This window comes from uncultured Cetobacterium sp. (assembly GCF_947039425.1).
Classification (GTDB): domain Bacteria; phylum Fusobacteriota; class Fusobacteriia; order Fusobacteriales; family Fusobacteriaceae; genus Cetobacterium_A.
Map to the genome: position 1 here is coordinate 19,153 of NZ_CAMQYW010000008.1, position 8,375 is coordinate 27,527.

General features: G+C 31.4%; 4 protein-coding genes. 2 read left to right on the top strand and 2 right to left on the bottom strand.

The genetic code is table 11. The features are described from left to right. Positions 1 to 20: 20 nt before the first annotated feature. Positions 21 to 2,732: a hypothetical protein gene (locus tag Q0V09_RS01620; protein ID WP_297486864.1), complete on the bottom strand. Its 2,712-nt coding sequence runs from the start codon at positions 2,730 to 2,732 to the stop codon at positions 21 to 23. Between the two features lie 158 nt (positions 2,733 to 2,890). Next, positions 2,891 to 4,057, bottom strand: a complete 1,167-nt coding sequence (locus Q0V09_RS01625; protein WP_297406386.1) for an iron-containing alcohol dehydrogenase — start codon at positions 4,055 to 4,057, stop codon at positions 2,891 to 2,893. A gap of 313 nt (positions 4,058 to 4,370) precedes the next feature. Between Q0V09_RS01625 and Q0V09_RS01630 the strand changes: the two genes are divergently transcribed. Both Q0V09_RS01630 and Q0V09_RS01635 read left to right on the top strand, forming a co-directional pair. Continuing rightward, complete coding sequence (locus tag Q0V09_RS01630; protein WP_297406384.1) at positions 4,371 to 4,802, top strand: hypothetical protein; 432 nt, start codon at positions 4,371 to 4,373, stop codon at positions 4,800 to 4,802. A 35-nt stretch (positions 4,803 to 4,837) separates the two neighbouring features. Beyond that, a partial coding sequence (locus Q0V09_RS01635) for a hypothetical protein (RefSeq protein ID WP_297486867.1) occupies positions 4,838 to 8,375 on the top strand: 3,538 nt, incomplete at its 3' end.

The following is an 8,375-nucleotide window of genomic DNA, read 5'->3' on the forward strand; positions in this document are numbered from 1 at the left end:
AAAATTGATCAGTCTTTTTCCTATGAATCTATTTTTACATGGAAATACATTACTGCACTTTCATTTGGTAACAACTCTCCTATTTCAGCTCTTATTAAACCTCCTGATCCAATACTAGGCATTGTTTGAACTAAATTATAATTATCTGCTCCATTTCCATTGGCATCTATTTTAGCATATGATGGTATTCCTTTATTTTGTGGAGTATTATTTCCACTTATATTTTCCAGTGTTGTATATTGTGGGATATCATCCTCTATAAATACGTCTGTTGCTGATGCATCCCCTGTATTAGTTATAACTATTTTATAATATATTTCATCTCCTGGTTCTGCACTTTGCAAATCCTTTGTATAAACTATCCCATCTAAAGATTGAAATTTTTCCACTGCTAAATCCTCTGTTATTACTGTTGTTGAAACTTGGACTATATTTATTATTAACGCCACTCCGTCTTTATCTGGACTTGTTCCTGTTAAAATTGTTGTATTTACATCATCCTTCTGAGCCGATAAAGGAGCTTCCACTGCTAAAAATCTATCCTCGCTTTCATTTGGATTAATAACAGAGGCAAATGGAACTGATATTAATCCATCTGAACTATCATAAGTATTATTTCCGTTGGCATCCCAATAAACTTCACTTGCCCATCCTACTTGAGACTCTGTCTTTTGAAAATATAGTGGTGATAGATTTCCACCTGCCTCTGATATATTTCCTATATTCGCTATATTTAAATAATATCCAACTTTCTGTCCTGGAATTACTATATCTGTTTCTGGTGTTAATGTTAAAACTATTTCTCTATATGGAGTTATTGTTAATCTTTCATGCTTTATATCTTTAGCACCTGTTGTTGAAGATTTCACTCTAACATAAATATCTACATCTCTTGCAAGAGTGTATCTATTAGGTGTAACTTTCATAAATATTTTTTTGAAATTTCCTGGAGCAATATCTCCTGTATTTGTTAATATAACTCCAAACTCATCTGTAAATACAATTGTTATTGAAGATAATACTGGTGCTGAAAAATATTCATCTCCCGATGTATCTAAATCATAATTTTCTGTAACAAAACTACTTATATTATTTACATATAATGTATATATCACTGTTCTATCCACTGTATTTTCTTGTATCCCTGTTGTTGATAAAGTTGTTACAGGAGTAGTTTCAGGACCTTGTCCTACTCCTGGAGCTTGAGGATCTACACTTAAAGAAAAATTATTAGTTAAATCCACTGTTGGTTCAGATACAGTTAATAATTTATCTTCAACAGTAATAGTTTTAGATGAGTCTATTATGCTTGTTCCTGTTTTATTTATTGTATAAACTCCAGCTACAATATCACTTGATAAATCCAGTTGTAAAAGTATCTGGGCTATACTTCCTGCTGGTATAGATCCTGTATCAATTATTCCATCACTATTTGTATCTATCATATCTGTGGTTTCACTACTTCCAAGTATTTGTATTATCTCATTTGTATTAGGATCACTTATTATTTCATCCTCTGTTGTTATTAACTTTATTAATTTTGCTGTACTTAATACATCTGCTGGAAAAGTCCCACCAGATAACACTACATTATATGTCTCATCTACATTTCCTGTATTTTTAAGTTCATTTACAAAATATATTCTTTCCCCAGCACTTGCTTGATCTATTATATCTCCTGTAAAAATAAGGTTAACAAAAGCTAAAACACTATATGTAACATTATTTGTCTCTTGATTTTCTATAACTTGAACTCCATTATTAAAAGAAAAATTTCCACTATTATTAATAGTTCCTGTGGACGTTCCTGCTAAAACTTTAACTTGAAATTCTAAGTATCCTCCACTTGTTAAATTTGTCGTATTTCCAGGTATACTACTTATTATAAAGTTTATCTTTTCTTTAGTTTCATTATTAAATCCACCCTCTGTTGTAGTTACTTCATTACTTATAAAATAATCTAAACCTACTGTATCTCCTCCTGTAGCATCAGTTAATCCTTCATAAGATCCACCACCATGAGGGTACCATTTACCTGATCCACTTACATACTTAAATCTATTATCAAGTATATCTTCTACAATAACTTCACCTGAATTAGTTTCTGAAGAGTTATATAATTTTATAGACACAGTTATTACTCTATCTATTGTTGAGTCTCCTGATGAAATGTCTATGCTTTTTTCTCCAATAACACTTGCATAAGTTGAATAGTTTATCGTTTCGATAGCTACACTTGTTTCATTTGAATCTCCTAAGCTTGTTGCAATTATATTATGATTTACACTTCCACTTAATCCTATAGGAGTTTCTACAACTACTAAAATAGCCTTACTCTCACCTAAAGCCATATTTTCTAAACTTGTTATTTCAGTTTGATTTTCTCCTGAACCTAAATATATCTTTACTATATAATCTCCTTGATAACTATGCGCTAAATTTATTGTATCAGTTCCATTACCTTCATTAGTTACAGTATGAGAAAAGGTTGCTGTTTGTCCTCCAAGTACTGTTTCAACTCTATTCGGAGTTATTAACACCTTATAAATCTGCTGAACACGTGTTATTACTATATTAGATGTTAGTTCATTGTCTGTTCCACTTGCATCTGTATATTTTAAAATTGCTTGATTACCTATATCTGTATTAGCTTGTGGTACAACTGAATATAATAATTTTGTATTTCCTAAAAATAAAACAAATAAAACCATTAGTATTTTTCTTATTTTCATAGCTTTCTCCCTTTATTTTTCATTTGAAAATTATTCTATATATAAGGTAAATTTCTTTTAAAAAATAAAACAAAAAACGGGAAAGGAGTAGTATCCTAAGATACTACTCCTTTTTTTGAAAAAATGGTATTATGAACTTTAATTTAGTGGTTACTTAATTAGAATGTTACTTTTTCACCATAGTAGATAGCTGTGAATAATTTTTTCATTTCTTCAACAGAAATCTCTCTTGGGTTAGTACCTGTACATGGGTCAGCTACTGATGTTGCTGATAAATCATCTAATTTTTCGTTAAATAATTTCTCATCTATTCCATACTCTTTTAATGAGTGAGGCATATTCATTTGAGTTCTTAACTCAGCTATATATTGAACTAATGATTCTACTAATTCCTCATCAGTTGTTCCTTTTAATTTTAACATTCTAGCTACATCTGCATAATCTTTTCCTGCTTTTTTAGCATTAAAGTCAATTGCATAAGATAGGTAAATTGCATTAGCCATTCCGTGAGGAATATCTAAGATTTTTCCTGTTTTATGAGCCATTGAGTGAACTATTCCAAGTATTGCATTAGAGAATGCCATTCCTGCTAAGTTTTGTGCAATATGCATATCTTTTCTAGCTTGATCTACTCCATTAAATGAATCGATTAAGTTAGCTGAAATCATTTCGATAGATTTCATAGCAAGAGCATCTGTAAATGGACTTCTCATTACTGAAACATAAGCTTCTAATGCATGAGTTAAAGCATCCATTCCTGTATTTGCTACTAATGTTTTAGGCATAGATTGTACTAAGTTAGTATCAACTATTGCTACATCTGGAGTGATGTTATAGTCAGCAATTGGATATTTAATTCCTGTTTCATGATCAGTTATAACTGAGAATGAAGTTACTTCTGTTGCTGTTCCTGAAGTTGTAGGTATAGCATAGAATTTAGCTTTTTGTCTTAATTCTGGTAAGTTAAATGGCTTTGCAGCTTCTTCAAAAGTGAATTCTGGGTACTCATAGAATATCCACATTGCTTTTGCAGCATCTATTGGAGAACCTCCACCAATTCCAACTATTACATCTGGGTTGAAGTTTCTCATAGCTTCAGCACCTTTCATTACAGTTGCAACTGAAGGGTCATTTTCGATTCCTACGAATAATTGAGACTCAATATTAGCCTCTTTTAAGTAAGCTTCAACTTTTCCAGCTGTTCCATCTTTAACTAATCTTTCTGATCCAATTACAATAAAAGCTTTTTTCCCTTTTATTGTTTTTAAGTATGATATTGCGTCTTCTCCAAAGAAAAGATCTCTAGGTATTGTAAATCTTTGCATTTTCAAACCTCCATCTATTTTAATATAATTTTTTAATTAATTTACTGTTCTTTTTTCTTCAGAACAAAATTATTATATATCATTTTCAAAACATTGTCAACATCTATTGTTCTGTATAAATACATGTTGTTCTAAAATTATTATCACATATGATAACATCTTGTCATATATGATAAGATTTTATCTTTAATGATAATTAAAAAAATAAAATAAAAAATTAAAAAGAAATTTATCGTTTTTTAAGAATAGAACAAATAGTAAAAGAAAGAAAGGAGGAAGTTCTCTACAAAAATTTTATATTGAGGAGGTTTTCATGAAAAAAATTATTTTTATCATCACATTATTAGTGAATACTATTTTAACTTATGCTAATGTTGATTTTAACTTAGCAGTAGAAAAAATGGTAACACAAAATGGTAATACTACTTTAGTTGCTGTTGAAGAAACTGATCCTGGAGATACACTTGTTTATACTCTACATATCTCAAATAACAATAATGGAACAGTTTCTAATATCACTCCAACCATTCCTATCCCTAAATACACAACACTTATACCTGGACTGGTTACTCCCAATACAAACTATACAGTTTCTATTGATGAGAAAACATATAAACCATATCCTTATTTAGGTGCTGATGGTCGTCCGATTCCAGATTCAATGTATAAAGCTATTAGATGGACTGTTAACAGTATGAAACCACATGAAATGAATCTTTTCAAATTTGGTGTCTCTGTTAACTAATTGTCTTTCTTTAATAAACTTAAGGAGAGTGAAATATGGTTAAATATGTATATCGATTACTTTTATTTGTATTTTTACTTGTTGGTGGTAGTAAAGCCTATGCAGCTATTGCTCCAGCTAACACAACAATAGGTACACAGGCAACCTTAACATATGTGGACCCTTCAAATGCAACTCAAACAGTAATGTCAAATATTGTTGTAATTACTGTTAATCCTGTTCAGGTAGCTACTATTTCACCAGGAATATCTTCTTCTGGAACACCTGGGGAAGCGGTTACTTTCCCTGTTAAAATAACTAACAGTGGTAACGTTGCTGATAAATATTCACTTTATACAGCTAATGATGACAACTTAGAAAATCTTCTTTTCACTATAGATTCAAATGGTAATGGTATTATTGATTCTGGTGAATCTACAACTATTTCTCCTAATGGATTAACTCCAATTATTCAACCAGGTGATAGTATCTCTTTAGTTGTAAGTGGAAATATTCCAAGTGGAGCTGTTTCTGGTTCAACTCAAATTTATGCTATTCATGCTAAAATAGACGGAACAACTACTGTAGTTTGGAATAATAACTCATTTTTAATTACCAGTTTAGCAGATATTAGTGTTGTTAAGAGTATTGGTACTACTTCTACTCCTGGTGCCTTTGTTTATGTGTTTGAAATTAAAAACCCTTCAAATACTCCTGGTGCTAACTTAGTTTTAACTGACAATTTACCTGCTGGTATTGTTCCTGATGATACTGTCGGTCGTTGGTTCCCATTTGGACAAACTGCTGGAAAAAATATTCCTCTTACTGATACTGGGTACGAAACAATATCTGACGATGTTGCTTTGTCTGTTATTAACAACGAATTAGTATTTAAAGTTAAAAATATACCTGCTGGTGCCGGTGGAACTGGTACTAATGGAGGAATTCTTCATTTAAGAGTGAAACCTGCTCCAGGTACTTCTGGTGGTACTACTGTTACAAATACAGCCTCTTATATTTATAATAATGGTGCTGGATTTACATCACCTAAAAATACAAATTCAGTATCTCAAGTAATTCCTAAAATTGCTAACGTTACTGTAGAAAAATTACAACAAGCTTCTTCTGACCCTGATGTGTTTGTTTACTTATTTAAATTTAAAAATGACTCAGATGTTGCCGCAAGTAATTTTGAAATGATAGATAATTTACCAAGTAATATTGTTCCTGATTTAACTACTGGGCTTTGGTTTCCTATTAACCAACTTAGTGTTAAAACAATAACTTTGGCAAATGATGGATATGAAACTGTTTCTGATGAAGTTGACTTATCCCTTGTTAATGGCGTTTTAAAATTCAAAATTAAAGATATTGCTGCTAATTCAGGAAATAATGGTGGGGTTTTACAAGTGAGATTTAAAGCTGCACCTGGTACTCCTGCTGGTACTGTAATCAACAACAGCGCATCATATACTTATAATAATGGTCAATTTATGACTTCGCCTGTAAATTCAAATACTGCAACATATATTGTTCCTGGTGGTAACTTTGATGTTGAGATAACTGCTGATCTTAGCAGAACTTTGGCTAGAGGTGAAGAGTTTGTTATTCCTCAAACTGTTACAAATATTGGAACTTCTGCTGATAGTTATAATTTAAGTTTAACTGGTGCTGACCAAGTTGAAAATGCTATCTTCTATTACGATGATAATGGCGATGGTATTAGACAACTTAATGAAAATACTCCTGTTACTCAAACTGGAAGTATTGGAGGAAATAGCACTTTTAAATTCTTCTTAGTTGGTAGATGGGGAGCAAATGCTCCTAGTACAGATTCTTTTAGAATCTACGCAACATCTAGATCAAACTCTAATATTAATGATTGGAGTACTATAGATGTTAGTTCATACAATAGTGGCGTTGCTGTTATATTAACTAGTAACTTAACTTTACCTGCTGCTGCTGGACAATCAGTTCTTATTCCTCAAACTTTAGAAAATAGAACTGGTGCTCCTGACACATTTGACTTATCTGTTGAAGAAGCTTACGGAATTTTCTCATCTGTTAAGTTCATTGTAGATGACAATGGTGATGGTGTTAGACAAAGTTCAGAGAATACAGAGATTACTACAACTCCAGCTATTGCTAATAATACAACATATAAATTCTTTACTTTAGTAACATTAAATAATAATGTTACTCTTGGAAATCAATTCTTTAGAATTTTTGCAAGAGCTAACACATTTGTTGCAGGTTCTGATTGGAGTGATATCACTCTTCAAGTATCTGTAAATACTGCTAATATTAGCGTTATTAAAAGTATTGGTACTACTGGTGTTCCTGGAGCTTTCGTTTATGTATTTGATATAGAAAATACTGGTACTGCCAACGCTACTGATTTAGTTATTACTGATACTTTACCTAATAATGTTGAACCTGATATAACTACTGGTGTTTGGTTCCCATTCGGACAAACTACTGGTAAATCTGTTACTAATGCTGATGATGGTTATGAAGCTATATCTGATGATGTTGACTTCTCTTTTGTTAATGGTGTTTTAACTTTAAAAGTTAAAACTATTACTCCTGGAGCTGGTATTCCTGGTACTAACGGTGGTACTCTTCACTTTAGAGTTAGACCGGTTGCTGGTACTACTGGTGGAACTGTTATAGAAAATACTGCATCATTTATTTATAATAATAGTTCTGCTGTTACTTCTCCTGAAAATACTAATACTGCAACATATACTACTACTACTACTTTCGGAGTTGATTTAACTGCTGATTTAAGTATCAATTTAGCTAGAAGAGAGGATTTCTCTATTCCTCAAACAGTTACTAATACTGGATCTACTAATGACTCATTCACTTTAAGTCTTGCTGATGATACTTATGTTGAAAACCCTAGTTTTATCTTAGATGATAATAATGATGGTATTAGACAACTTAATGAAAATACTGTTATTACTTCCACTACTTCTATTGCTCCTAATGCTACTTTCAAATTTTTCTTAAAAGGTAGATGGAGTGATAATGCACCTAGTGGAAATTCATTTAAAATTATCGCTACTTCTGTTGGAGATAATCAATTCTCTGATCTTAGTTTAATTACAGTAAATTCATTTACTGCTGGGGCAGCTGTTGATCTACTTGCAAATCTGACTATTAATTCTGCGCCTGGACAAGAAATTGTTTTTGTTCAAACTTTAACTAATTTAACTGGTGCTGCTGATACATTTAATCTTTCACTTGAAAATACTGATGGTATATTCTCATCTTTTAAATTCTTTATTGATGATAACAATGATGGTATTAGACAAGCTAATGAAAATAATCAAATTACTACTACTCCATCTATTGACAATAATGCTTCATTAAAATACTTTGTTGTTGCCACATTAAAAAATGATGCTCCTCTTGGTACTAAAGTATTTAGAACTTACGCTAGATCTGTTACTTTTAATGCCGGACTTGATTGGAGTATTATAACTCTTGAAGTTTCAGCTAATATTGCTGATATTAATGTTATTAAAAGTATCGGTACTACTGGTGTTCCTGGAGCTTTCGTTTATGTATTTGATATAGAAAATACTG

What these genes read in the sequence shown, in the direction of transcription:
- Q0V09_RS01630 (WP_297406384.1), top strand. Translation starts at nt 4,371, where the DNA reads ATGAAAAAAATTATTTTTATCATCACATTATTAGTGAATACTATTTTA.
- Q0V09_RS01620 (WP_297486864.1), bottom strand. Translation starts at nt 2,732, where the DNA reads ATGAAAATAAGAAAAATACTAATGGTTTTATTTGTTTTATTTTTAGGA.
- Q0V09_RS01625 (WP_297406386.1), bottom strand. Translation starts at nt 4,057, where the DNA reads ATGCAAAGATTTACAATACCTAGAGATCTTTTCTTTGGAGAAGACGCA.